This is a genomic window from Streptomyces sp. NPDC096152 (assembly GCF_044763235.1).
In the GTDB taxonomy this organism is placed as follows: Bacteria; Actinomycetota; Actinomycetes; order Streptomycetales; family Streptomycetaceae; genus Streptomyces.
Window position 1 is genome coordinate 74,704 of sequence record NZ_JBIWFW010000001.1, and the last position, 24,388, is coordinate 99,091.

Sequence of the window (24,388 nt, forward strand, 5' to 3'; positions counted from 1 at the left end):
CTCGCAGGGACGACGACTCGAGTGCGGGACGAGAGCCATGTACGACGAACAGCAGCGACCGGGACAGCGGACGGGACAGCGGACGGAACACGGGCCCCTCGCCGGGTTCACCGTGGGCGTGACGGCCGCGCGCCGCGCCGACGAGCTCGGCGCGCTGCTCCAGCGGCGCGGGGCCACCGTCGTGCACGCGCCCGCCCTGCGCATCGTGCCGCTCGCCGACGACGGCGAACTCCTCGCCGCCACCAAGGAGATCATCGGCCTGGCGCCCGACGTCGTGGTCGCCACCACCGCGATCGGCTTCCGCGGATGGGTGGAGGCGGCCGACGGGTGGGGTCTCGGCGAGGCGCTGCTCGCCCGGCTGCGCGAGGTCGAGGTGCTGGCGCGCGGGCCCAAGGTCAAGGGCGCCATCCGGGCCGCCGGGCTGACCGAGAAGTGGTCGCCGTCGTCGGAGTCCATGGCCGAGGTGCTCGACCGGCTCCTCGAGGAGGGCGTCGAGGGGCGCCGGGTCGCCGTACAGCTGCACGGCGAGCCGCTGCCCGGGTTCGTGGAGGCGCTGCGGGAGGGAGGCGCGGAGGTCGTTCCCGTCCCCGTGTACCGGTGGATGCCGCCGGAGGACCTCAGCCCGCTCGACCGGCTGCTCGACGCCGCCGTCTCCCGCGGCCTGGACGCGCTCACCTTCACCAGCGCGCCCGCCGCCGCCTCGCTGCTGTCCCGGGCCGAGGAGCGGGGGCTGCTGCCGGAGCTGCTGACCGCGCTCGGGCACGACGTGCTGCCCGCGTGCGTCGGGCCGGTCACCGCGCTGCCGTTGCAGGCCCGCGGCATCGACACCGTGCAACCGGAGCGGTTCCGGCTCGGGCCGCTGGTGCAGCTGCTGTGCCAGGAACTGCCCGGCCGGGCGCGGTCCTTGCCGATCGCCGGGCACCGGGTGGAGATCCGGGGGCACGCGGTGCTGGTGGACGGGGACCTCAGGCCCGTGCCGCCGGCCGGGATGTCGCTGCTGCGGGTGCTGTCCCGGCGCCCGGGATGGGTGGTCGCCCGCGCCGAACTGCTGCGGGCGCTGCCGGGGGCCGGGCGGGACGAGCACGCGGTGGAGACGGCGATGGCCCGGCTGCGTACGGCGCTGGGCGCGCCCAAGCTGATCCAGACGGTGGTCAAGCGCGGGTACCGGCTGGCCCTGGACCCGGCGGCCGACGAGAAGTACGCGGACGCCTAGGGCCGGCGGCCGACGAGAGAGAGGTACGCGGATGCCCAGGGGCGGCGACCGAGGAGAAGGGCGCGGACGCCCAGCGCGGGTGGCCGAGTGTCGGGGCCCGGCGGTACGAGGGGTTCCGGTGGCGGGGGCGGACGGGCACTGTGGAAGGGAACGCTTTCCCAGCCCTGACGAGCACCCCGCCCACCTCTGCTGACCGGGGTGACCCTAGGCGGTGACAGGCACATGGCACTGGGCACGGCGACGGCCCCGTACGAGCTGCGGTTCGACGCGGGGCGGATCTGCCTGGATCTCCTCTCCACCACCCACCCCGAGGAACGCCTCGGCTCCGTCGCACCGTTGCGTGCCTGGATCACGGGCTCCGGCCTGGTCCCGGCGGCCACCGAGCTGGCGCACGTCGACGCCTCCTGGCCGGTCGCCTTCCGCGAACTGCGCGGTCACCTGGGCCGCCTGGTGACCGGCTGCCTTCCGCCCGGGTCCCGGCCGTACGCCCTCGCCCCCATCCGCGCCGAGGACCTCGCCCCCGCCCGAGCCGACGGGCTCCCGCCCGACCGGCCCGACGGCCTCCCGCCCGCCCACGCCGAGGGACGTACCCACGCCGAGGGAGGCACCCACGTCGACGCCCTTCCGTCAAGCCCCGCCGAGGGCCTCCTGCCCGCCCGCGCCGACGGGCTCACGCCTGCCCGCGCCGACGGGTTCACGCCTCCCCTCCCCGATGGCCTCCCGCCTTCCCTCCCCGACGGGCTCACGCCTGCCCTCCCCGACGGCCTCCCGCCTTCCCTCCCCGACGGCCCCACCCCCTCCTGCCCCAGCCGGTTCACCCCCGCCCGCCCCTACGACCTGGCGCTCGCCCGGGTCAACGAGGTCGCCCGTGCCGCGCCGCCCGTGCCCCGTCTGGTGCGGTCCCAGGACGGGGTGCTGGTGCGGGAGTTGGCCGAGCCGCCCGGGTGCGCCGCGCTGCTCGCGGCGGTCGCGCGGGACGCCGTCGAACTGCTCACCGACCCCGTCGCACGGGCCGGCCTGCGCCAGTGCGAGGGCGACAACTGCCCGATCGTGTACCTGGACACGTCCCGGGGACGCAGGAGGCGCTGGTGCTCCAGTGAGGTGTGCGGCAACCGGGAACGGGTCGCCCGGCACCGCCGCCGCGCGGCCCTCGCCCGCGCCTGACGGCACTCCGGCGCCCCAATTGCTGCTTCTGTGCGTCCACTTGTGAAGTGATTTCGGCAACACCCGGTTTCGCCGCACCGGCGGACGGGCATGTTCGCAGACTCTCCGACTCCGTTCCCCATGTGCCGGATATGTAAAGATCGCGCGGGAGGAATGTGTATTCATGTCCCTCTCGTCACGTCACCCCGCAGAAATTCGTCGCCTCGCTTTGAACACGAGGCACTCCGCGTCCGTACCCGTCGGTGCGAGACCGACTGGGGGAACCCCCGGACACCGGAGGTGGGCGTGCGCAAGGATTCCGTCGTGGCCAATGAACGTGGACAGAGGGCCCGACATCGCATGTCCCAGCCTTCGGAACCCGACGAGGAGTTGATGCGTGCCCTGTACCGGGAGCACGCCGGACCTCTGCTCGCGTACGTCCTGCGGCTGGTGGCCGGAGACCGGCAGCGCGCCGAGGACGTGGTGCAGGAGACGCTCATCCGTGCCTGGAAGAACGCCGGCCAGCTCAATCGAGCGACCGGTTCGGTACGCCCCTGGCTGGTGACGGTCGCCCGGCGCATCGTCATCGACGGCCACCGCAGCCGGCAGGCCCGGCCGCAGGAGGTCGATCCGTCGCCGCTGGAGGTCATCCCCGCGGAGGACGAGATCGACAAGGCGCTGTGGCTGATGACGCTGTCCGACGCGCTCGACGACCTGACCCCGGCCCACCGGGAGGTGCTCGTCGAGACGTACTTCAAGGGGCGTACCGTCAACGAGGCGGCCGAAACGCTGGGTATACCCAGCGGCACTGTGCGCTCACGGGTGTTCTACGCCCTGCGGTCGATGAAGCTGGCTCTGGAGGAGCGGGGGGTGACGGCGTGATGAGCATGTACGGGGGGTTCGGAACGGGTGGTTCGGGTATGTCTGGGTCCATGCAGGGATCACCGGCCCCGAACGAGCACGAGACCGTCGGCGCCTACGCCCTCGGCATTCTCGACGACGCCGAGGCAACCGCATTCGAGGCGCATCTCGCCACCTGCGAGTGGTGCGCCCAGCAGCTCGACGAACTGGCCGGAATGGAACCGATGCTGGCCGCGCTCGCGGACCTGCCCGGCTCCGGCACGCCCGCGGTCGGCGAGTCCCTGTCGGCCAGGCCCAGCCCGCGTCTGATGGAGAAGCTCGTCGACGAGGTGGCCGAGCGCCGCGCCCACAAGCGCCGGCGCGGCTTCTACCTGGTGGCGGCCGCGGCCGCGCTGATCGTCGGCGGACCGCTGACCGTGCTCGCGGCGACCGGCGGTTCGGACGACGGCGGCGATCACAACATGGCGGCGGGGCCCGCGCAGACCGCGTTCCAGACCATGTCCGACAAGCGCACCGCCACGGACCCGGGGACCCACGTCACCGCGACCGTCGCGATGGAGAAGCGGGACTGGGGCACCCACGCGGTCCTCCAGCTCAAGAACGTCACCGGCCCGCAGAAGTGCTCGCTGATCGCCGTCGGCAAGAACGGCGAGCGGGAGACGGTCACCTCCTGGGCCGTCCCCAACTGGGGGTACGGCGTTCCGAACGCCAAGACGGAGGAGGCCAAGAACCCCCTCTACGTCCACGGCGGCGCCGCCTTCGCCCCCAACCAGATCGACCACTTCGAGGTCATGACGTTCGACGGCAAGCGGCTCGTCGAGGTCGACGCCTAGACGTCCGGTCCCGCCCGGCACGATCCGCCGGACCCGCCCGGCACGATCCGTCGCACCTGCCCGGCACGATCCACCGGGCAGGTCCGTAGCCTCGCGGGGCCCCCTTCGCGTACGGTTGACGGCTGCCCAGCACGTCAGAAGGGGGCCCGGTGGCCGCTCAGGCTCAACAGGAAACCGCGGTCGGCTCGGTTCACGACGCGGCGCACGAAGCGGCGCACGACTCCGTACGCGACCGAGAGATCAGCGTGGAACAGGCACACCTCGACCGGGTGTACCGGCGCCTCGAGGAGAAGATCCACGAGGCCGAGTTCCTCATGCACGACGCGGCCCGGCGCGGCCAGGTCGGCACGCCCGGCGCGCTGGCCGAGCGCGACGCCCAGGTGTTCCGGGCGGGCGTCCACCTCAACCGCCTGAACAACGAGTTCGAGGACTTCCTCTTCGGCCGTATCGACCTGCTGCTCGGCAAGGACGGCAAGAAGGGCCCGGACGGCGCCTACACCGCGGTCGAGCCGGCCGAGGGCGCGGTCCGTCCCGACCGCACGGCCGACATCGCCGAGACCCTGCACATCGGCCGCATCGGCGTGCTCGACGAGGACTACGCGCCGCTGGTCATCGACTGGCGGGCGCCCGCGGCGGGCCCGTTCTACCGCTCCACCCCGGTCGACCCGGGCCGGGTCGTGCGCCGCCGGGTCATCCGCTCCAAGGGCCGCCGCGTCCTCGGTGTCGAGGACGACCTGATGCGCCCCGAGCTGACGGCCTTCCTCGACGGCGAGGAACTGCCCGTGATCGGCGACGGCGCCCTGATGGCCGCGCTCGGCCAGGCCCGCACCCACACCATGCGGGACATCGTCGCGTCGATCCAGGCCGAGCAGGACATGGTGATCCGCGCGCCCGCCTCCTCCGTCACCTATGTCGAGGGCGGTCCCGGCACCGGGAAGACCGCCGTCGCCCTGCACCGGGCGGCCTACCTCCTCTACCAGGACCGGCGCCGGTACGCGGGCGGCATCCTCATCGTCTCGCCGACCCCGCTGCTGGTCGCCTACACCGAGGGCGTGCTGCCCTCCCTCGGCGAGGAGGGCCAGGTCGCCATCCGCGCCATCGGCTCGCTCGTCGACGGCGCCGAGGCCACCCTCTACGACTCCCCGTCGACGGCCCGCGCCAAGGGCTCCTCGCGGATGCTGAAGGTGCTGCGCAAGGCCGCCCGCGGCGCCCTGGAGCTGAGCGGCGCGCCGGACCGGCTCCGGGTCGTCGCCTTCGGCCGCCGGCTGGAGCTCCAGGCGGAGGAGCTGGACCGGTGCCGCCGCGCCGTGCTCGGCGGCACCGCCCCGGTGAACCTGCTCCGCCCGCGCGCCCGCAAGCTGCTGCTCGACGCGCTGTGGGAGCGCTCCGGCGCGGCCGGCCGGCACACCGACCCGGAGCTGGCCGCCGAGCTGCGCTCCTCCTTCGACGAGGACGTGGCCGGCGAGGACGAGTTCATCGCCTTCCTCGACGCCTGGTGGCCCGAGCTGACGCCGCGGGCCGTGCTGGAGGCCATGGCCGACGAGCGGCGGCTCGGCCGCTGGGCGCGGCGGGTCCTCAACCCCGGCGAGGTGCGCCGGGTCGCCCGCTCGCTGCGCCGGGAGGGCCACTCGGTGCACGACATCGCGATGCTCGACGAACTCCAGGCGATCCTCGGCGCCCCGGCCCGCCCGCGCCGCAGGCGCGAGATGGACCCGCTGGACCAGCTCACCGGCCTGGAGGAGCTGATGCCGGTGCGCGAGGAGACGCAGCGCGAGCGGGCCGAGCGCCTGGCGCAGGAGCGCACCGAGTACGCGCACGTCATCGTCGACGAGGCGCAGGACCTCACGCCGATGCAGTGGCGCATGGTCGGCCGCCGCGGCCGGCACGCCACCTGGACGGTCGTCGGCGACCCGGCCCAGTCCTCCTGGTCCGACCCCGACGAGGCCGCCGAGGCCCGTGACGAGGCCCTCGGCACCCGCCTGCCCGGCTCCCGGCACCCCGCCGGGGGAGGCGGCTCGGGCCGACTGTCCCGCGGCCGCCGCTTCGAGCTGACGGTGAACTACCGCAACCCCGCCGAGATCGCCGAGCTGGCCGCGAAGGTGCTCGCGCTCGCCATGCCCGGCGCGAAGGCACCCTCGGCGGTGCGCTCCACCGGCGTGGAGCCGCGCTTCACCGTCGTCAACGAAGTAATGCCGTCAGGCACACGGGACACGCTGGAGCGGACCGTGCGGGCGGAGGCGGAGCGGCTGCTGGACCAGGTCGACGGCACGGTCGGCGTGGTCGTCGCCATGAACCGGCGCGAGGAGGCCCGGCGCTGGCTGGCCGGGCTCGGCGACCGGGTGGTGGCGCTCGGCAGCCTGGAGGCGAAGGGCCTGGAGTACGACGCGACGCTCGTCGTCTCGCCCGCGGAGATCGCGGACGAGTCGCCGGCCGGCCTGCGGGTGCTCTACGTCGCTCTGACCCGGGCCACCAGGCAGCTCACCGTCGTCTCGGGCGAGCGGGACAAGCCGGACCCGGCCGGGGTGCCGGACCTGCTCCGGGACTGACGGGCGGCCGGCGCCGTGGGGCCGACCGGGGGACGGGAAGAGGAACTCCCGCCACGGGAATTGCCCTACCGGATCCGTTTGTTAGCCTGGACGTGACACCGGCCCGATCCAAGCCCCCGGGCCCAACCTTCGTCGCTACGAGCGACCACTTGCCGCGAGGCGAGCATGGCGGGTCGGTGTCACTGAACGTGAGAGAGGCCCGCGTCGCACTGTGACGCGGGCCTCTTTCGCTGCCCCGACGCCTGACACGGCCTGATCCACTCTCGTATGGTGGAAGTGATTTTCCGATGTCAGCCCCCCCTCGTGAACAAAACGTCCGCAATCCAGTGCGGCTACCACGTACTCAGGGGTAGGTGCGACGATCGGACGGCACAACCCGCTACACGGTGAAAGCAGAGGAAGTCGGCCATGGCAACGGCGCCCAGCGTCTCCTACTCGATGACGGTCCGGCTGGAGGTGCCCGCGAGCGGAACCGCGGTCTCCCAGCTCACCACGGCCGTCGAGTCCCACGGAGGCTCGGTGACCGGCCTCGACGTCACCGCGTCCGGCCACGAGAAGCTCCGTATCGACGTCACCATCGCGGCCACCTCCACGGCGCACGCCGAGGAGATCGTCGAGCAGCTGCGCGGCATCGAGGGCGTCACGCTCGGCAAGGTCTCCGACCGTACGTTCCTCATGCACCTCGGCGGCAAGATCGAGATGGCGTCGAAGCACCCCATCCGCAACCGTGACGACCTGTCCATGGTCTACACGCCGGGTGTGGCCCGCGTCTGCATGGCGATCGCCGAGAACCCCGAGGACGCCCGCCGCCTGACCATCAAGCGCAACTCCGTTGCGGTCGTGACGGACGGCTCGGCGGTGCTGGGCCTGGGCAACATCGGCCCCAAGGCCGCGCTGCCGGTCATGGAGGGCAAGGCGGCCCTGTTCAAGCGCTTCGCAGGCATCGACGCCTGGCCGATCTGCCTGGACACCCAGGACACCGACGCCATCGTCGAGATCGTCAAGGCGATCGCCCCCGGGTTCGCCGGCATCAACCTGGAGGACATCTCCGCCCCCCGCTGCTTCGAGATCGAGGCGCGGCTGCGCGAGGCCCTGGACATCCCGGTCTTCCACGACGACCAGCACGGCACCGCGATCGTCGTGCTCGCCGCCCTGACCAACGCGCTGCGCTGCACCGGCAAGGCGATCGAGAACATCCGGGTCGTGATGTCCGGGGCCGGCGCGGCCGGTACGGCCATCCTGAAGCTGCTGATCGCCGCGGGTCTGAAGAACGCGGTCGTCGCCGACATCCACGGCGTGGTCCACGCGGGCCGCGAGGACCTGCTCGACGCCGCCCCCGACTCGGCGCTGCGCTGGATCGCCGAGAACACCAACCCCGAGAACCTCACCGGCACGCTGAAGGAGGCCGTGCGCGGCGCGGACGTCTTCATCGGCGTCTCGGCGCCCAACGTCCTCGACGGCGACGACGTGGCCGCCATGGCCGACGACGCCATCGTCTTCGCGCTCGCGAACCCCGACCCCGAGGTGGACCCGGCGATCGCCCGCCAGACGGCGGCAGTCGTGGCCACCGGCCGCTCGGACTTCCCCAACCAGATCAACAATGTGCTGGTCTTCCCGGGTGTCTTCCGCGGCCTGCTGGACGCGCAGTCCCGCACCGTCAACACCGAGATGATGCTGGCCGCGGCGCAGGCCCTGGCCGACGTGGTGACCGAGGACGAGCTGAACCCGAACTACATCGTCCCGAGCGTCTTCAACGACAAGGTCGCGGGCGCGGTGGCCGACGCGGTGCGGGAGGCGGCCAGGGCCGGCGGAGCGGCGCCGTCCGTCTCGTAGGGGACTGTGAGGATTGCCACGATTGGTACCCGGCGCGTCGCGGAACCCGGGTCCTTGTGTCGCCCTTTATGGTGTCGGCCAGGATCAAGCCCTCCCTTCGTGTGACTCCCACGGGTGTTCTCACGACTCCACCGGGTGCCGGATTGGCTTTCCCGCCGCAGGTAGGGGCAGGATGCTCCCTCAGGACCGCGTCCCCGGGGGCACCCCAGGGGCGCGAGGGTCAGAGGGACGGACCCGGGTCCGGGGACTCACCGAGGACCTGGCAGCATCGGCTTCGCTGGTGCCCGACATGCGGCCTTCGCCGCGTGGCACGCCTCAACGGCAAGAAGAACACGGGAGTAAGAACATGAACCGCAGTGAGCTGGTGGCCGCGCTGGCCGACCGCGCCGAGGTGACCCGCAAGGACGCCGACGCCGTGCTGGCCGCGTTCGCCGACGTCGTCGGCGACATCGTCTCCAAGGGGGACGAGAAGGTCACCATCCCTGGCTTCCTCACCTTCGAGCGCACCCACCGTGCCGCTCGCACCGCCCGCAACCCGCAGACCGGCGAGCCGATCCAGATCCCGGCCGGCTACAGCGTGAAGGTCTCCGCGGGCAGCAAGCTCAAGGAAGCGGCCAAGGGCAAGTAAGCCCCGCCGCTCGTGCGCCACGTGACGGCGTACGGGGCCCACGGGGCCCTGTGAAGCACGAAAACGCCCATGGGGCGGCCCCCCGGTGAAGGGGGCCGCCCCATCGGCGTACACGGGACCGGACGGTGCCGCCGGCCGAGCGCCGCCCAGGCGCCACGGCCACCCGGACCCCCGGCCGGGACCGTGCAGGGCCCGGGCGGAGCGAAGTGGTCGGCGCCGGCCCAGCGTGCCCTGGCGGTGGTGTGCCCGGCCGGAGTGGGAGGGTGGGCGTCAGCCGAGTGCCTTGCCCGGCAGTTCGACCTTCGCGCCGAGCTCCACGAGCTTCTCCATGAAGTTCTCGTAGCCCCGGTTGATGAGCTCGATGCCGTGGACCCGGGACGTGCCCTGGGCCGCCAGGGCGGCGATGAGGTAGGAGAAGCCGCCGCGCAGGTCCGGGATGACCAGGTCGGCGCCCTGGAGCTTGGTGGGGCCGGACACGACCGCGGAGTGCAGGAAGTTGCGCTGGCCGAAGCGGCAGTCGGAACTGCCGAGGCACTCGCGGTAGAGCTGGATGTGGGCGCCCATCTGGTTCAGCGCGGAGGTGAAGCCCAGCCGGGACTCGTAGACCGTCTCGTGGATGATCGACAGGCCCGTGGCCTGGGTGAGCGCCACCACCAGCGGCTGCTGCCAGTCCGTCTGGAAGCCGGGGTGGACGTCCGTCTCCAGCGCGATCGACTTCAGCTGGCCCCCGGGGTGCCAGAAGCGGATGCCCTCGTCGTCGATCTCGAAGGCGCCGCCCACCTTCCGGTAGGTGTTGAGGAACGTCATCATCGAGCGCTGCTGGGCGCCGTGGACGTAGATGTTGCCCTCGGTGGCGAGCGCCGCGGAGGCCCAGGACGCGGCCTCCAGCCGGTCCGCGAGGGCGCGGTGGGTGTAGCCGCCGAGCTTGTCCACACCGGTGATGCGGATGGTGCGGTCGGTGTCCATCGCGATGATCGCGCCCATTTTCTGCAGGACGCAGATCAGGTCCTCGATCTCCGGCTCGACGGCCGCGTTGGACAGCTCGGTCACGCCCTCGGCCAGCACGGCCGTCAGCAGGACCTGCTCGGTCGTGCCGACCGACGGGTACGGCAGCCGGATCTTCGTACCGCGCAGCCGCTGCGGAGCCTCCAGGTACTGGCCGTCGGCCCGCTTCTCGATGGTCGCGCCGAACTGCCGCAGCACGTCGAAGTGGAAGTCGATGGGCCGGCCACCGATGTCGCAGCCGCCGAGGCCCGGGATGAACGCGTGCCCGAGGCGGTGCAGCAGCGGGCCGCAGAACAGGATCGGGATACGCGACGAGCCCGCGTGGGCGTCGATGTCGGCGACGTTCGCGCTCTCCACGTGCGTCGGGTCGAGGACCAGCTCGCCCGGCTCGTCACCCGGACGGACCGTCACCCCGTGCAGTTGCAGCAGACCGCGTACGACCCGGACGTCACGGATGTCCGGAACGTTGCGCAGTCGACTTGGCTCACTGCCCAGCAGAGCGGCGACCATGGCCTTCGGTACGAGGTTCTTCGCACCGCGGACACGGATCTCGCCCTCCAGCGGGGTTCCGCCGTGGACAAGCAGGACATCGTCGTTGACGGTCATGAATCTCGCGTTCCGATGAGTCGGGCAGGGGCCGGCCGATCATTTGGGGAGGGGCCGGAGAGACAGAGTAATCGCCGTGTGCCCCCCTTCCGTAAGCCCAGGCGCGACCCAGCCATGTCATTGCCGTGTCACAACACGAACCGTTCCGCGGTGGGCACATGGGGTCACCGGGCCGTCCCTGCGCCCGGACCGCACCGGTGCGCCCTGAGCTGCCTTCACCCCCATGACCCGATTGCCTCCCCATGCCGAGGCAAGATGCGGGATCATGTCTGGCATGACCGAGGTGTCCTCGCTCACAGGGCGGCTGCTCGTGGCCACCCCCGCCCTGGCGGACCCGAACTTCGACCGTGCGGTGGTGCTCCTTCTCGACCACGACGAGGAGGGCTCCCTGGGTGTCGTCCTGAACCGTCCGACGCCGGTGGACGTGGGCGACATCCTGCAGGGCTGGGGGGACCTCGCCGGAGAGCCCGGGGTGGTCTTCCAGGGCGGCCCGGTGTCGCTGGACTCCGCGCTGGGCGTCGCCGTCATCCCCGGTGGCTCCGGCGAGGGCGGCCCGCTGGGCTGGCGCCGGGTGCACGGCGCGATCGGTCTCGTCGACCTGGAGGCCCCGCCGGAGCTGCTGGCCTCGGCCCTGGGCTCCCTGCGGATCTTCGCCGGATACGCCGGCTGGGGCCCCGGCCAGCTGGAGGACGAGCTGGTGGAGGGCGCCTGGTACGTGGTGGAGTCCGAGCCGGGGGACGTCTCCTCGCCGGCCCCGGAGAGACTCTGGCGCGAGGTGCTGCGCCGCCAGCGCAACGAGCTGGCCATGGTCGCCACGTATCCGGACGACCCTTCGCTCAACTGATGGCTGTGAGCTTCAGTACCCTTGCCGTATGAGCACTCTCGAGCCCGAGCGCGGGACTGGTACGGGGACCCTCGTAGAGCCGACGCCGCAGGTGTCCCACGGTGACGGCGACCACGAGCGCTTCGCCCACTACGTCCAGAAGGACAAGATCATGGCGAGCGCCCTCGACGGCACGCCCGTCGTGGCGCTGTGCGGCAAGGTCTGGGTGCCGGGCCGCGACCCGAAGAAGTACCCCGTGTGCCCGCTGTGCAAGGAGATCTACGAGTCCATGAGCAGCGGCGGCGACGGCAAGGACGGCAAGGGCGGCGACAAGTAGCCGGCCGAGAGTGGTTCAGACCTCTGGGGTGCGGGCCTCTTGTGGGCGTCCCCGGCGGTCCCTAGGCTCCGGCCGTGCCGCGGGACGAGCTCGCTCATGACCTGATCCCGGCGCCGCGCGCCGTCGAGCACGGCGAGCGCGGCGCCGTGCTGCTGGACGCGGACACCGCCCTGTGGGCCGCCCCCGGCACGGGCACCTCCGCACGCTGGATCCGCGCCACGCTCGGCGCGGCCCTGGGCCTGTCCTTCCCGCCCGCCGCCGCGCAGGACGCCCCCGGCTCCGTACGGCTGCTGCTGGACGGCTCGCTCGGGTCCGAGGCCTACCGGCTCACCGTCGCCGCCGGCCGCGGGATCGAGATCCGCGGCGGCGACGCGTCCGGTGTCTTCCGGGGCGCCCAGACCCTGCGCCAGCTGCTCGGCCCGGACGCCTTCCGGCGCGCCCCGGTACGGCCCGGGGTCACCCGTTCCGTCCCGGCCCAGCGCGTCGAGGACGCCCCGCGCTTCCGCTGGCGCGGTCTCCTGCTGGACGTGGCGCGGCACTTCACGCCCAAGGACGGCGTCCTGCGCCACCTCGACCTGATGGCCGCGCACAAACTCAACGTCCTCCACCTCCACCTGACGGACGACCAGGGCTGGCGCCTGGAGATCAAGCGGTATCCGCGGCTGACGGAGGTCGGCTCCTGGCGGGCGCGCACCAGGTTCGGCCACCGGGCGTCCCCGCTGTGGGAGGAGAAACCGCACGGCGGCCACTACACCCAGGACGACATCAGGGAGATCGTCGCCTACGCCGCCGAACGGCACATCGCCGTCGTCCCCGAGATCGACGTACCCGGTCACTCGCAGGCCGCGATCGCCGCGTACCCGGAACTCGGCAACACCGACGTCGTCGACACCGGCGCCCTGACCGTCTGGGACGACTGGGGGATCTCCCCGCACGTGCTCGCGCCCACGGACCACACCCTGCGCTTCTACGAGGGCGTCTTCGAGGAGGTGCTCGGCCTGTTCCCGGCGGACGCCGCCGAGTTCTCGGAGTTCGTGCACATCGGGGGCGACGAGTGCCCCAAGGAGCAGTGGCGGCGGTCGCCCACCGCGCAGGCCCGCAAGGCCGAACTCGGGCTCGCGGACGAGGACGCGCTCCAGGCGTGGTTCATCGGCCATTTCGACCGCTGGCTGGCCGCGCGCGGGCGCCGGCTCATCGGCTGGGACGAGATCCTGGAGGGCGGACTGGCCGCGGGCGCCGCCGTGTCCTCCTGGCGCGGTTACGCGGGCGGGATCGCGGCCGCGCGGGCGGGCCACGACGTCGTCATGTGCCCTCATCAGCACGTGTACTTGGACCACCGCCAGGCGCCCGGCCCGGACGAGCCCGTGCCGATCAGCCATGTGCGCACCCTGGAGGACGTCTACCGCTTCGAGCCGGTTCCGCCGGAGCTCGACCGGGAGCAGGCGCGCCGGGTGCTGGGCACCCAGGCCAATGTGTGGACCGAGGTGATGGAGGACGCCGGGCGCGTGGACTACCAGGTCTTTCCCCGGCTGGCCGCGTTCGCCGAGGTCGCCTGGAGCGCCCTGCCCGCCTCCGGGGAACGGGACTTCGCCGGCTTCGAGCGGCGGATGGCCGCCCACTACCGGCGCCTCGACGCCCTGGGCGTCGCCTACCGGCCGCCCGCCGGACCGCGGCCGTGGCAGCGCCGGCCCGGCGTCCTCGGCCGCCCCGCCGAGGGTCCGCCGCCCCAGGAGTAGCGGGTCCCGGTCACCGCTGGGCGCCGGTTCCGGTCACCGCGGGGAGCTGGTTCCGGTCGCCGCGGGGAGCCGGTTCCGGTCACCGCGGGGAGCCGGTTCAGGCCGCCGCGAGCGCCGCCCCGCGGGCAGCCGTATCGAACAGACGGTGGAAATAGACCGCAGGAGTCAGCGAAGAGGGGGAATTCGCCCGCACCGGTGATGTGGTGCCAAAACGGGCGAGGTCCCCGGTGAGATGGGTGAAAGGCTCCTGACGGACCCCCGCGTTCGAGCCCTGCGAAGATGTGCCAGAGTTGCCACGTCCGGCCTGTCAGCACGTACCGTACGGCACACAGGTGGGACCAGTGGGGGCAGCGGGAAGGGGCAGCCGGTTTGACCACGCACGCACCGCAGGCGGCGCAGGCCGTCACGCTGCCCACGACGCTGGACGAGGCCGTGGCGGCGCTCACCGCCACGCCGGCCGCCGTGCCCGTGGCGGGCGGCACCGACCTCATGGCCGCCGTCAACTCCGGGCAGCTCAGGCCCGCCGCGCTGGTCGGCCTCGGCCGCATCAGCGAGATCCGCGGCTGGCAGTACCAGGACGGGCACGCGCTGCTCGGCGCGGGCCTCACCCACGCCCGTATGGGCCGCCCCGACTTCGCCGCCCTGATCCCCGCGCTCGCCGCCGCCGCGCGTGCCGCGGGCCCGCCGCACATCCGCAACGCGGGCACCCTGGGCGGCAACATCGCCTCGGCCGCGCCCACCGGGGACGCGCTGCCCGTGCTGGCCGCCCTGGAGGCGACGCTGATCGTCGCGGGCCCGGGCGGAGCCCGCCGGGAGGTCCCGGTGTCGCATCTGCTGGCCGGGGTGGAGATGCTCCGCGGGGGCGAACTCGTCGGCTACGTGCGCGTGCCGCTGCTGCACGCACCGCAGGTCTTCCTGAAGGCGACCGGCCGGACCGGGCCGGGCCGCGCCGTCGCGTCCGTGGCGCTGGTCCTCGACCCGGCGCGGCGCGGAGTGCGGTGCGCGGTCGGCGCCATAGCGCCGATGCCGCTCAGGCCGCTGGACGCCGAGCAGTGGGTGGCCCAGCTCATCGACTGGGACAACAGCCGCGCGATCGTCCCCGAGGCGCTCAACGCCTTCGGCGAGTACGTCGCCGCGGCCTGCATCCCCGACCCGGCCCCGGCCGAGGACGGGTCCGTACCGCAGCTTCCGCCCGCCGTACTGCACCTGCGGCGCACCGTCGCCGCGCTGGCCCGACGAGCACTGGGGAGGGCGTTGTCGTGACCGACGACCAGCACGCCGAGGGGACGCCCGCGAGCGGCGGCCGCTGGGACCCGCTGCCGCAGGGCGACTACGACGACGGCGCCACCGCCTTCGTGAAGCTCCCCGAGGGCGGCATCGACGCCCTCCTGGCCGCCCACAGCCCGCTGGCCGCGCCCGGTCACGGCTATGTGCCGCCGCAGATAACGGCGACGTCGGCCCAGGCCGCGGCGGCCGACCCGTCGGCCACGGGCCACTGGGCCGTGCCCGCCGAGGGCGCCCAGTGGCCCGACCCGAACGCGGTGCCCCAGGACCCGGGCGCGGACGACCGGTTCACGTACCAGCCGGGCGCCACCCAGCAGTGGCACTTCACGGAGCAGCACGGGACCCACGGGGGCCAGGGGCTCCCGGGGGGCGGAGCCGCCCACGGAGACCAGGGGCCCTACGGCGGCCAGGAAACCCACGGCGGCCAGGGGCCCCGTGGTGGTCAGGCGCCCGACGGTGGTCAGGGAACTCATGGGGGCCAGGCCGAGGACGGGCCCGGACACGACGTCACCGGGCAGTGGTCGATCCCCGTCGCCGGAGGTGACCTTCCGGACGAATCGGGCGAGTTCACCACGTCGTCCCTGATGCAGCAGTGGGGCGGCACGCCTCCCGCCACGCTCCCCGGCGGCGCGCCCGCGCCCTGGGCGACGGAGGGGGCGGGCGCGCCGTGGGGGCAGCAGCCCGCGCCGGACGGCGAGCACCGGCCCGGGGGAGCGTACGCCGACGGACCCGGGGCGGGTGCCCCGTACGCGGAGGAGCGGCCGCCGGGCGCTCGCTACGCCGATGAGCGGCCGTACGCGGATGAGCGTTCGTACGCGGACGACGGGCGGCGGTACGCCGACGACCAGCCGTACGCCGACGAACAGCCGTACGCCGACGAACAGCCGTACGGGGAAGACCAGTCGTACGGAGAGGGCCGGTCGTACGCCGACGAGCGCGGGTACGCCGAGCCGCCGGGGTATGCCGACGAGCAGGCGTCGCACGCCGCCGCCGAGCCCGCGGGCGCCGATGGGGACCCGGGGCACGCGCACGGCGGTCCTGGAGCGCACCCGGGCGACCACCCGGCGCACACCCCCGCGCGGCCCGCCCCGCACGCCCCCGAGCGGCACGGTCCGCAGCACGCGCCGTACCCGGACGGCACCGCGGCGGCGGACGAGGACGCCGTGGCCGGCACGGACGGCGCTCCCGATCCGTACGACGCTCACGAAGCGGGCGGCGCGGACGGCGCCGAGCCGTCGCCCGGACGCGCCGACGAGGCCGCACCCCCCACCCACTTGACCGCCGTCGCCCCCGAGGACGCCGAGGGGGCCGTGGAGGCCCCCGGCGGGCCCGCTGAGCGGCCCGCGGGTCCCGCCCCGGCCGAGGAGGCCGCGCCGGGCGCCCGGGCCGCCCAGGAGCCCGCCACGGCCTCCGGCTCCAAGGCCCCGGACGCGACGTCCGCGGATTCCGGCGACGGGGACCCGGACCCCGTGGACCCGGACCCGAACTCCCTTGCCCCGGAGGCCCGTTCCGAGGGCGAGGCACAGGGCCCGGCGCCCGCGGACGACGACACGCTCTCCGCCACCCCGCACGACGAGCACCCGCTCGCCTCGTACGTGCTGCGCGTCAACGGCGCCGAACGGCCCGTCACCGACGCCTGGATCGGCGAGTCGCTGCTGTACGTGCTGCGCGAGCGGCTCGGGCTCGCCGGTGCCAAGGACGGCTGCTCGCAGGGCGAGTGCGGCGCCTGCAACGTGCAGGTGGACGGACGGCTCGTCGCCTCCTGTCTGGTGCCCGCGGTCACCGCGGCCGGCAGCGAGGTGCGCACCGTCGAGGGCCTGGCCGCCGACGGGCGGCCCTCGGACGTGCAGCGGGCGCTGGCCCGGTGCGGGGCGGTGCAGTGCGGCTTCTGCGTGCCCGGCATGGCGATGACCTTGCACGACCTGCTGGAGGGCAACCCGGCGCCGACCGAACTGGAGACCCGCCAGGCCCTGTGCGGCAACCTGTGCCGCTGCTCGGGCTACCGGGGCGTCCTGCGGGCCGTCCAGGAGGTCGTCGCCGAGCGCGAGGCGGACGCGGGGGGCGGCGCCTCCGAGCCGGACGCCGGCGAGCCGCGCATCCCGCACCAGGCGGGCCCGGGCGCCGGGGGAGTGCACCCCTCCGCGTTCGAGTCCCCCGAGACCGGACCGCACGACCCCTACGGCCAGGACGGAGGCCGGGCATGAGCAACGAGGCCGCCACCGCCCCCGCGGAGACCGCCCCCGTCCCCGAGCCGCTGCCGCACGGCATCGGTTCCTCCCTGCCGGCCGCCGACGCCCCGGCCAAGACGGAGGGCACCTTCCCGTACGCGGCCGACCTGTGGGCCGAGGGCCTGCTGTGGGCGGCCGTGCTGCGCTCACCGCACCCGCACGCGCGCGTGCTGTCCATCGACACCAGCCACGCGCGCGAGATGCCCGGCGTGCGCGCCGTCCTCACCCACGAGGACGTGCCCGGCACCCCGCTGTACGGCCGCGGCACGGCCGACCGCCCGGTGTTCGCCTCCGACGTCGTACGCCACCACGGCGAGCCCATCGCCGCCGTCGCCGCCGACCACCCGGACACCGCGCGGATGGCGGCGGCCGCCGTCATCGTCGAGTACGAGGTGCTCGACCCGGTCACCGACCCCGAGCAGGCCTTCGAGGCCGAGCCGCTGCACCCCGACGGCAACCTGATCCGCCACATCCCGCTGCGGCACGGCGACCCGGACGCGGCCGGCGACGTCGTCGTCGAGGGTCTGTACCGCATCGGCCGCCAGGACCCGGCCCCGATCGGCGCCGAGGCCGGCCTCGCCGTGCCCCGCCCGGACGGAGGCGTCGAGCTGTACCTGGCGTCGACGGACCCGCACGCCGACCGCGACACGCTCGCCGCGTGCTGCGGGCTGGACCCCGAGCGCGTGAAGATCGTCGTCACCGGTGTGCCCGGCGCCACCGCCGACCGCGAGGACCAGGGCTTCCAGCTCCCGCTCGGCCTGCTGGCGCTGAAGACCGGCTGCCCGGTGAAGCTGACGGCGACCCGCGAGGAGTCCTTCCTGGGCCACGCGCACCGCCACCCGACCCTGCTGCGCTACCGCCACCACGCCGACGCCGAGGGCAGGCTGGTGAAGGTCGAGGCGCAGATCCTGCTCGACGCGGGCGCCTACGCCGACACCTCCTCCGACGCCCTGGCGGCCGCCGTGGCCTTCGCGTGCGGCCCGTACGTCGTCCCGAACGCCTTCATCGAGGGCTGGGCCGTGCGCACCAACAACCCGCCGTCCGGCCATGTCCGAGGCGAGGGCGCGATGCAGGTGTGCGCCGCCTACGAGGCGCAGATGGACAAGCTGGCCAAGAAGCTCGGCCTGGACCCGGCGGACGTCCGCCTGAGCAACGTCATGGCCACCGGCGACGTCCTGCCCACGGGCCAGACGGTGACCTGCCCGGCCCCGGTCGCCGAACTGCTCCAGGCGGTACGGGACCACCCCCTGCCGCCGCTGCCCAAGGACTCCCCCGAGGAGGAGTGGCTGCTGCCGGGCGGCCCCGAGGGCGCGGGCGAACCCGGCGCCGTACGGCGGGGCGTGGGCTACGCCCTGGGCATGGTGCACATGCTCGGCGCGGAGGGCGCCGACGAGGTGTCCACGGCAACCGTGAAGGTCCAGGGCGGCGTGGCGACCGTGCTGTGCGCGGCCGTGGAGACCGGCCAGGGCTTCACCACGCTGGCCCGGCAGATCGTGCAGGAGACGCTCGGCATCGACGAGGTGCACGTGGCGCCGGTCGACACCGACCAGCCCCCGGCGGGCGCGGGCTGCCGCGGCCGGCACACCTGGGTCTCGGGCGGCGCGGTGGAGCGCGCGGCGAAGATGGTCCGCACGCAGCTCCTGCAGCCCCTCGCCCACAAGTTCGGCATGTCCACCGAGCTGCTCCAGATCACCGACGGCAAGATCACGTCGTACGACGGGGTGCTGTCCACCACCGTGACGGAGGCGATGGACGGCAAGGAGCTGTGGGCCACCGCCCAGTGCCGTCCGCATCCCACGGAACCGCTCGACGAGTCCGGGCAGGGCGACGCCTTCGTGGGTCTCGCGTTCTGCGCGATCCGCGCGGTGGTCGACGTGGACATCGAGCTCGGGTCGGTCCGGGTGGTCGAGCTGGCCCTCGCCCAGGACGTCGGCCGGGTGCTCAACCCGGCGCAGCTCGCCGCCCGCCTCGAGGCGGGCGTCACGCAGGGCGTCGGCATCGCCCTCACGGAGAACCTGCGCACCCCGCGCGGGCTGATCCGGCACCCCGACCTCACCGGGTACGCGCTGCCCACCGCCCTGGACGCGCCCGACATCCAGATCGTCAAGCTCGTCGAGGAGCGGGACGTGGTCGCCCCCTTCGGCGCGAAGGCGGTCAGCGCGGTGCCCGTGGTGACCTCCCCGGCGGCGATCGCCTCCGCCGTGCGCGCCGCCACCGGCCGCCCGGTCAACCGCCTTCCGATCCGCCCCCAGGCCGCGGTGGTGAACGCCCCGTGAGCGGCCGCCACCCGGACCCGGACCCGGAGGGCCCGCGCTACGAACCCCCGCCCAGCGTCGGCAAACTGCTGGTCTGGGTCCTGGTCTTCGCCATGGCCGCACTCGCGGTGGTGCTGGGCGGGGTGTACTTCACCTAGGGCCGCTCTTCCGGTTCTTGCCGGGGTCCCGGGCCCCGGCACGCGCTCCCGCCGCCTCGTGAGTCGGGCCCGAGCCGGGCGCGTGCCGATGAGTGCCGGGGCACGGGCAACGGATTCGGGCCGCCCGGCGTCTTCCCCCGCGGATATTCCGGGGCCGTTGTCAGTGCCCCGGCGTAGTCTTCGAGGCAGTGGGGACCGCGGGTTCGCCTCCGCCCAGGAGCGGGGGCCGGCCGTACCCTGCCCAGCACTGTGGATCTTCATGCGCGGGGGGAGCGATGAACATGACCGGCACCGTTGCGGCGACCGTCCCGACCGGAGCCGACCCGGACCACCGCGTCGCGTGCGCGCCGACGCGCGCCCGGCCGATCGGGCCGGGCCTGATGGACACCCGCCCGCTCGCGCCCTGCCTGGAGACCCTGGTCCGCTTCGTGGCGATGACCCGTGAACTGGCGGGCTCGCACGGCGGGTTCGCCCTCCGTCCGGGACGTCACGGACTGACCCTGGACCTGCCCGCGCGTCTGCCGGCCCGCGAGTTCGGCCCCGGCCGCGTCGCCCGCTTCGAGGACGTCGACTTCCCCGCGGCCCTGACCCACGAGCCGACCCGCCGCTTCCTGCGCGAGACGGGCCTGCCCGACGACGGCCGTCTGCTGTGGACGGACTCCGACATCCCCCTGCCGACGCTCGCCGAGTACTGCGCGGACGAGCACCCCGGCCCGACCCTCACGGCCGAACTCGCCGCCGACGCGGACCGTTTGATCCATCTCGGCCGCCTGATCGACGGCACCACCGTCCTCCTGGACGGCACGACGGGCGCCATCCTGAACTGGCCGGGCCCCGGCCACCCCGGCCGGAACCCACGCCCACTGACCACGGACGTCTCCACCCTGACCCTCACCCTGTGCCTGCTGCACCGGGGGATGTGACGGGGGCGTCCCCGGGGGCCGTGGCGGGAATCGAACCCGCGTGACTCCCCGCGAGCGGAGCTCGCTGATGAATGCTGCGCAGGCGAGTCCCCGAACCACTCGGGCACACGGCCGTGCCGGGGGCGACGGGGGGCCGCCGGTCCGAACTCGGCGAGTCGACCGCAGGGCGGGGGAGCGGGGGGCTCAAGGAATGCGGCGGGGGTGCAACAGGACCGCTGTACGGCGTTCACGAACGGGGCCGGGGGCGGCCGGTCGTACGACCAAGGTCTCGGTGCGGGACCCTCCTCCCGACAGGGGTCAAACTCGGTCGTGGACCTTACCCTGGCGACCATGACCACCCCGGAACCGCGCGACACCGGTGTCGCCGACGTCCCCCTCGCCCCAGAGGCCTCTGTCGCCTCAGAAGTCTCCCTCGCCCCCCTCGCTGCCGCCCTCCCCGACGCCGCCGGGCGGCCCGAGCCCGGCGACCCGGGGGGCGACACCGTGCTGGGCCGGGCCTACCGGGCGCTCAGTATCGGCATCGTCACCGTCGTCCTCCTGATCGCCTTCGAGGCGACCGCCGTCGGGACCGCGATGCCGGTCGCGGCACGGGAGCTGGACGGGGTGTCGCTGTACGCGTTCGCGTTCTCGGGGTACTTCACGACCAGCCTGTTCGGGATGGTGCTCGCCGGGCAGTGGTCGGACCGGCGCGGCCCGCTGGGGGCGCTGACCACGGGCATCGGCGCGTTCGCGGCCGGGCTGCTGCTCTCCGGGACGGCGGGCACGATGTGGGTCTTCATCGCCGGGCGGGCCGTCCAGGGCCTCGGCGGCGGCCTGGTGATCGTCGCCCTGTACGTCGTCGTCGGCCGCGCCTACCCGGAGCGGCTGCGCCCCTCGATCATGGCGGCGTTCGCGGCGGGCTGGGTGGTCCCGTCGATCGTCGGCCCGCTCGCCGCGGGCGCGGTGACCGAGCACCTCGGCTGGCGCTGGGTGTTCGTCGGCATCCCGGCGCTGGTGGTGTTCCCGCTCGCCATCGCCCTGCCGCAGATCAGGCGGCGGGCCGCAGGGCCGGTGGGCGAGGAGGGCGCGCCGCCGGAGCGGACCTCCTTCGACCTGCGCCGCATCCGCCTCGCCCTCGGCATCTCCTGCGGCGCCGGGCTGCTGCAGTACGCGGCCCAGGACCTGCGCTGGCTCTCGCTGCTGCCCGGCGCGGCGGGGGTCGCGCTGCTGGTGCCGACGGTGCGAGGGCTGCTGCCGCACGGCACCTGGCGGGCCGCCCGCGGACTGCCGTCGGTCGTGCTGCTGCGCGGGGTCGCCGCGGGCTCCTTCGTCGCCGCCGAGTCCTTCGTGCCGCTGATGCTCGTCACCCAGCGGGGGCTCTCCCCGACCCTGGCCGGGTTCTCGCTCGCCGCGGGCGGTGTCACCTGGGCGCTGGGGTCGTGGGTCCAGTCCCGGGCCCGCCTGGCGCCGTACCGGGAACGGCTGATGACGCTCGGGATGGTGCTGGTGGCCGCGGCTGTCGCCGCCGCGCCCAGCGTGCTGATCCCCGCCGTCCCCGTCTGGACGGTCGCCGTCGCCTGGGGCTTCGGCTGCTTCGGCATGGGCCTGGTCATCGCCTCCACCAGCGTGCTCCTGCTGCGCCTGTCCGCCCCCCGGGAGGCGGGCGCCAACTCGGCGGCGCTGCAGATCTCCGACGCCCTGTCCAACGTGCTCCTGCTCGCCGCGGGCGGCGCCGCCTTCGCCGCGCTCGGCGGCGGCGCGGTGGCCCATACGGCCACGACCGCCACGGCCGCCGCGGCGGGCGGCCGGGCGAGCTCCCATCCGGCCGCGTTCGCCGCGGTGTTCCTGCCGATGGCGGCCGTGGCGCTGGCCGGAGCCTGGGTCACCACCCGGGTGCGGGAGCGGTGAACGGGCCGCGCCGCCACCGGTGATCTGTGACGCGTGTCGCACCCGGGGCCGGTGCGGCCATGCATGACCGAGTGACGGGTGAGCACACCGGTAGGGTGGCCCGGTTGTCATACGTAGCCGAGCCGCTCGACCCCACCGAACCGGAGACCGTGACTACTACAGCCGCCAGCTCGTCCCACTCGCACCACCTCTCGCCGGCCTTCCCGGGCCGCGCCCCCTGGGGCACCGCCAGCAAGCTGCGTGCCTGGCAGCAGGGCGCGATGGACAAGTACGTACAGGAGCAGCCGCGTGACTTCCTCGCGGTCGCCACGCCCGGCGCCGGCAAGACGACCTTCGCCCTGACGCTGGCCTCCTGGCTGCTGCACCACCACGTCGTGCAGCAGGTGACCGTGGTGGCGCCGACCGAGCACCTGAAGAAGCAGTGGGCCGAGGCGGCCGCGCGGATCGGGATCAAGCTCGACCCCGAGTACAGCGCCGGCCCGCTCGGCAGGGATTACGACGGGGTCGCCGTCACCTACGCCGGTGTCGGCGTGCGCCCCATGCTGCACCGCAACCGCGTCGAGCAGCGCAAGACCCTGGTCATCCTCGACGAGATCCACCACGCCGGTGACAGCAAGTCCTGGGGCGAGGCCTGCCTGGAGGCGTTCGAGCCGGCCACCCGCCGCCTCGCGCTCACCGGCACCCCGTTCCGGTCGGACACCAACCCCATCCCCTTCGTCACGTACGAGGAGGGCCAGGACGGCATCCGGCGGTCCGCCGCCGACTACACCTACGGGTACGGCAACGCGCTCGCCGACCATGTCGTCCGGCCGGTGATCTTCCTCTCCTACAGCGGCAACATGCGCTGGCGGACCAAGGCCGGTGACGAGATCGCCGCCCGGCTCGGCGAGCCCATGACCAAGGACGCCGTCAGCCAGGCCTGGCGCACCGCCCTCGACCCGCGCGGCGAGTGGATGCCCAGCGTGCTGCGCGCCGCCGACCAGCGGCTGACCGAGGTCAGGAAGGGCATCCCGGACGCGGGCGCCCTCGTCATCGCCTCCGACCAGGACTCGGCCCGCGCCTACGCCAAGCTCATCCGCGAGATCACGGGTACGAAGGCCACCCTCGTCCTCTCCGACGACGCCGGCGCCTCGAAGAGGATCGACGACTTCAGCGGGAACGACGACCGCTGGATGGTCGCCGTCCGGATGGTGTCCGAAGGCGTCGACGTGCCCCGGCTCGCGGTCGGCGTCTACGCCACCACCATCTCCACCCCGCTGTTCTTCGCGCAGGCCGTCGGCCGTTTCGTGCGGTCCCGGCGGCGCGGCGAGACCGCCTCCGTCTTCCTGCCGACCGTCCCCGACCTCCTCACCTTCGCCAACGAGATGGAGGTCGAGCGCGACCACGCCCTCGACAAGCCGAAGAAGGAGGGCGAGGAGGACCCGTACGCCGAGTCCGAGAAGGAGATGGAGGAGGCGAACAAGGAGCAGGACGAGGACACCGGCGAGCAGGACATGCTCCCCTTCGAGGCGCTGGAGTCCGACGCCGTCTTCGACCGGGTGCTCTACGACGGCGCCGAGTTCGGTATGCAGGCCCACCCGGGGAGCGAGGAGGAGCAGGACTATCTCGGCATCCCGGGGCTCCTCGAACCCGACCAGGTGCAACTGCTGCTCCAGAAGCGGCAGGCCCGGCAGATCGCGCACAGCCGCAAGAAGCCGGACACCGAGGCCGACCTGCTCGAACTGCCCGCCGAGCGGCGGCCGGTGGTCAGCCACAAGGAGATGATGGAGCTGCGCAAGCAGCTCAACACGATGGTGAGCGCCTACGTCCACCAGAGCGGCAAGCCGCACGGGGTGATCCACACCGAGCTGCGGCGGGTGTGCGGCGGCCCGCCGAGCGCCGAGGCGACCGCCGGGCAGTTGCGTCAGCGCATCGCCAAGGTGCAGGAGTGGGCGACCCGGATGCGGTGACGCGGGCCGGCCCCCGCACCCGGGGCCCGGTGGGCGGGGGAGTCCGGTGCGGACTCGACGCCGCAGGTGAGCGTACGTATCGGGACGAACGAACTTACTCCGTACCGGCCGTTGCCCGGATTCTGGACGAAGTCTTCCGC

18 protein-coding genes, 1 tRNA gene and 1 pseudogene are annotated in these 24,388 nt (G+C 73.8%); 18 read left to right on the plus strand and 2 right to left on the minus strand.

Annotated elements, in window-relative coordinates; translation table 11 throughout:
- The first annotated feature begins 37 nt into the window (after positions 1 to 37).
- The 8 genes and pseudogenes from ACIQ9G_RS00310 to ACIQ9G_RS00345 all read left to right on the plus strand — a co-directional run bounded on the left by ACIQ9G_RS00310 (position 38) and on the right by ACIQ9G_RS00345 (position 9,057).
- Complete coding sequence (locus ACIQ9G_RS00310) at positions 38 to 1,213, plus strand: uroporphyrinogen-III synthase (protein WP_403604027.1); 1,176 nt, start codon at positions 38 to 40, stop codon at positions 1,211 to 1,213.
- A 222-nt stretch (positions 1,214 to 1,435) separates the two neighbouring features.
- Positions 1,436 to 1,777: pseudogene (locus tag ACIQ9G_RS00315) on the plus strand (ABATE domain-containing protein); the annotation flags it as partial.
- Between the two features lie 84 nt (positions 1,778 to 1,861).
- Positions 1,862 to 2,377, plus strand: a complete 516-nt coding sequence (locus ACIQ9G_RS00320) for a CGNR zinc finger domain-containing protein (RefSeq protein WP_403606674.1) — start codon at positions 1,862 to 1,864, stop codon at positions 2,375 to 2,377.
- A 279-nt stretch (positions 2,378 to 2,656) separates the two neighbouring features.
- Positions 2,657 to 3,238 carry a sigma-70 family RNA polymerase sigma factor gene (locus tag ACIQ9G_RS00325; RefSeq protein WP_356189700.1) on the plus strand — a complete coding sequence of 194 codons (582 nt, stop codon included), beginning with the start codon at positions 2,657 to 2,659 and terminating at the stop codon, positions 3,236 to 3,238.
- Positions 3,238 to 4,050, plus strand: coding sequence for an anti-sigma factor family protein (locus ACIQ9G_RS00330; RefSeq protein WP_403604029.1), 813 nt, complete (start codon positions 3,238 to 3,240; stop codon positions 4,048 to 4,050). Before ACIQ9G_RS00325 ends, ACIQ9G_RS00330 begins: the two co-directional genes overlap by 1 nt.
- Positions 4,051 to 4,199: 149 nt before the next feature.
- Positions 4,200 to 6,596 carry a HelD family protein gene (locus ACIQ9G_RS00335; RefSeq protein ID WP_403604032.1) on the plus strand — a complete coding sequence of 799 codons (2,397 nt, stop codon included), beginning with the start codon at positions 4,200 to 4,202 and terminating at the stop codon, positions 6,594 to 6,596.
- 408 nt (positions 6,597 to 7,004) lie between these two features.
- Positions 7,005 to 8,429 (plus strand): NAD-dependent malic enzyme, encoded by a 1,425-nt coding sequence (locus ACIQ9G_RS00340; RefSeq protein ID WP_403604035.1) that lies wholly within the window; start codon positions 7,005 to 7,007, stop codon positions 8,427 to 8,429.
- Between the two features lie 346 nt (positions 8,430 to 8,775).
- Positions 8,776 to 9,057, plus strand: a complete 282-nt coding sequence (locus ACIQ9G_RS00345; protein WP_003990598.1) for an HU family DNA-binding protein — start codon at positions 8,776 to 8,778, stop codon at positions 9,055 to 9,057.
- Positions 9,058 to 9,327: 270 nt separating this feature from the next.
- On the opposite strand, the gene murA is transcribed toward ACIQ9G_RS00345, so the two are convergent.
- The gene (gene murA, locus ACIQ9G_RS00350) at positions 9,328 to 10,668 is read right to left on the minus strand and encodes a UDP-N-acetylglucosamine 1-carboxyvinyltransferase (RefSeq protein ID WP_403604038.1); all 1,341 of its coding nucleotides are present in this window, start codon (positions 10,666 to 10,668) and stop codon (positions 9,328 to 9,330) included.
- Between the two features lie 274 nt (positions 10,669 to 10,942).
- Here murA and ACIQ9G_RS00355 point away from each other — a divergent pair, with 274 nt between their 5' ends.
- The 8 genes from ACIQ9G_RS00355 to ACIQ9G_RS00390 all read left to right on the plus strand — a co-directional run bounded on the left by ACIQ9G_RS00355 (position 10,943) and on the right by ACIQ9G_RS00390 (position 20,412).
- Positions 10,943 to 11,512, plus strand: coding sequence for a YqgE/AlgH family protein (locus ACIQ9G_RS00355; RefSeq protein ID WP_403604041.1), 570 nt, complete (start codon positions 10,943 to 10,945; stop codon positions 11,510 to 11,512).
- Positions 11,513 to 11,540: 28 nt separating this feature from the next.
- Complete coding sequence (locus ACIQ9G_RS00360) at positions 11,541 to 11,828, plus strand: DUF3039 domain-containing protein (RefSeq protein WP_403604044.1); 288 nt, start codon at positions 11,541 to 11,543, stop codon at positions 11,826 to 11,828.
- 74 nt (positions 11,829 to 11,902) lie between these two features.
- Entirely contained in the window at positions 11,903 to 13,564 is a 1,662-nt protein-coding gene (locus ACIQ9G_RS00365) for a beta-N-acetylhexosaminidase (protein WP_403604047.1), read from the plus strand.
- Positions 13,565 to 13,933: 369 nt separating this feature from the next.
- Entirely contained in the window at positions 13,934 to 14,827 is an 894-nt protein-coding gene (locus tag ACIQ9G_RS00370) for an FAD binding domain-containing protein (RefSeq protein WP_392196103.1), read from the plus strand.
- Positions 14,824 to 17,052, plus strand: a complete 2,229-nt coding sequence (locus ACIQ9G_RS00375; RefSeq protein ID WP_403604050.1) for a 2Fe-2S iron-sulfur cluster-binding protein — start codon at positions 14,824 to 14,826, stop codon at positions 17,050 to 17,052. Before ACIQ9G_RS00370 ends, ACIQ9G_RS00375 begins: the two co-directional genes overlap by 4 nt.
- Positions 17,049 to 19,352, plus strand: a complete 2,304-nt coding sequence (locus ACIQ9G_RS00380; protein WP_403604053.1) for a xanthine dehydrogenase family protein molybdopterin-binding subunit — start codon at positions 17,049 to 17,051, stop codon at positions 19,350 to 19,352. Before ACIQ9G_RS00375 ends, ACIQ9G_RS00380 begins: the two co-directional genes overlap by 4 nt.
- Positions 19,349 to 19,489 carry a hypothetical protein gene (locus tag ACIQ9G_RS00385; RefSeq protein ID WP_403604056.1) on the plus strand — a complete coding sequence of 47 codons (141 nt, stop codon included), beginning with the start codon at positions 19,349 to 19,351 and terminating at the stop codon, positions 19,487 to 19,489. The genes ACIQ9G_RS00380 and ACIQ9G_RS00385 overlap by 4 nt, the downstream gene beginning before the upstream one ends.
- 281 nt (positions 19,490 to 19,770) lie before the next feature.
- Positions 19,771 to 20,412 (plus strand): SUKH-4 family immunity protein, encoded by a 642-nt coding sequence (locus tag ACIQ9G_RS00390; protein ID WP_403604059.1) that lies wholly within the window; start codon positions 19,771 to 19,773, stop codon positions 20,410 to 20,412.
- 15 nt (positions 20,413 to 20,427) lie between these two features.
- Here the strand turns inward: ACIQ9G_RS00390 and ACIQ9G_RS00395 are convergent.
- Positions 20,428 to 20,525 (minus strand) — tRNA-OTHER (locus ACIQ9G_RS00395).
- Positions 20,526 to 20,742: 217 nt separating this feature from the next.
- On the opposite strand from ACIQ9G_RS00395, the gene ACIQ9G_RS00400 reads away from it, so the two are divergent.
- Both ACIQ9G_RS00400 and ACIQ9G_RS00405 read left to right on the plus strand, forming a co-directional pair.
- Entirely contained in the window at positions 20,743 to 22,299 is a 1,557-nt protein-coding gene (locus ACIQ9G_RS00400) for an MFS transporter (RefSeq protein WP_403604062.1), read from the plus strand.
- A 149-nt stretch (positions 22,300 to 22,448) separates the two neighbouring features.
- Positions 22,449 to 24,248, plus strand: a complete 1,800-nt coding sequence (locus ACIQ9G_RS00405) for a DEAD/DEAH box helicase (protein ID WP_403604065.1) — start codon at positions 22,449 to 22,451, stop codon at positions 24,246 to 24,248.
- The last annotated feature ends 140 nt before the right edge of the window (positions 24,249 to 24,388 follow it).

Bases quoted from the DNA above. Each gene is read 5' to 3' on its own strand.
- ACIQ9G_RS00310 (WP_403604027.1), top strand. From the start codon at position 38: ATGTACGACGAACAGCAGCGACCGGGACAGCGGACGGGACAGCGGACG.
- ACIQ9G_RS00330 (WP_403604029.1), top strand. From the start codon at position 3,238: ATGAGCATGTACGGGGGGTTCGGAACGGGTGGTTCGGGTATGTCTGGG.
- ACIQ9G_RS00340 (WP_403604035.1), top strand. From the start codon at position 7,005: ATGGCAACGGCGCCCAGCGTCTCCTACTCGATGACGGTCCGGCTGGAG.
- ACIQ9G_RS00345 (WP_003990598.1), top strand. From the start codon at position 8,776: ATGAACCGCAGTGAGCTGGTGGCCGCGCTGGCCGACCGCGCCGAGGTG.
- murA (WP_403604038.1), bottom strand. From the start codon at position 10,668: ATGACCGTCAACGACGATGTCCTGCTTGTCCACGGCGGAACCCCGCTG.
- ACIQ9G_RS00355 (WP_403604041.1), top strand. From the start codon at position 10,943: ATGACCGAGGTGTCCTCGCTCACAGGGCGGCTGCTCGTGGCCACCCCC.
- ACIQ9G_RS00360 (WP_403604044.1), top strand. From the start codon at position 11,541: ATGAGCACTCTCGAGCCCGAGCGCGGGACTGGTACGGGGACCCTCGTA.
- ACIQ9G_RS00380 (WP_403604053.1), top strand. From the start codon at position 17,049: ATGAGCAACGAGGCCGCCACCGCCCCCGCGGAGACCGCCCCCGTCCCC.
- ACIQ9G_RS00390 (WP_403604059.1), top strand. From the start codon at position 19,771: ATGACCGGCACCGTTGCGGCGACCGTCCCGACCGGAGCCGACCCGGAC.
- ACIQ9G_RS00400 (WP_403604062.1), top strand. From the start codon at position 20,743: ATGACCACCCCGGAACCGCGCGACACCGGTGTCGCCGACGTCCCCCTC.